Source organism: Pandoraea sp. B-6 (genome assembly GCF_000282835.1).
In the GTDB taxonomy this organism is placed as follows: domain Bacteria; phylum Pseudomonadota; class Gammaproteobacteria; order Burkholderiales; family Burkholderiaceae; genus Pandoraea; species Pandoraea cepalis.
The window spans coordinates 14,940-15,614 of the sequence record NZ_KB290532.1; the positions used below are offsets into that span (position 1 = coordinate 14,940).

1 pseudogene is annotated in these 675 nt (G+C 65.2%); it reads right to left on the reverse strand.

Going from position 1 to position 675, the window contains the following annotated elements:
- Nucleotides 1-231 (reverse strand): annotated as a pseudogene (locus tag A985_RS29270) (succinyldiaminopimelate transaminase); the annotation flags it as partial.
- Nucleotides 232-675 lie beyond the last annotated feature (444 nt).

Below are 675 nucleotides of genomic sequence, written 5' to 3' on the forward strand. Positions count from 1 at the left end.
CCACTCGGCGATCGCCGCGCGCAGCGGCTCGCCGCCCGCGGTGGCCGGATAGTTCGAGAGGCCGCCCAGCCCGTCGATCAGGGCTTCCTTGATGAACTGCGGCGTCGGGTGCTTGGGTTCCCCGATGCCGAAGCTGATGGCCTTGTACGCGCTGGCAGGCGTGATGTCCGCCACCAACGACTTCAGGCGTTCAAAGGGGTAGGGCTGGAGCTTGTCGAGTAATGGGTTCACGAGAATTCAAACAGACTCAGGGCTAGGGTTCGCGCTGCCGAGCAAGGCAACTTTCGAGGGCAATCCGGCGCCGTGCGGGCCGGCCGGCTGGGCGTTGCGCCGCGCCGCCGCGCGGCACGACGAGCGCTTTCCGGGGCCGGACTGGCAGGGCGCAGGCCACACAGGGCGGCGGTATCGTTCGTAACAACGCGCGAAGGACGGTTCCCGAACGCGCTAAAGAATGGCAAGATCGGCAAAGCGAAAATTATACCGTTATGGCGAGCACAAAGCGCGACCGCTGCGTAATTCAGCCTATTCCGAGGCGCCGATGGGGCAAGCCCAGGGAATAACTCAGATTTTTCAGGAGTCAACAGCATGACCGTAGCCGGTAACGGCGCGCACAGCCCGGCGTCGACGGCGAACGCGTCGCGACGCGCTCGGGCGGCACCTGCCCTGGCCATTCTT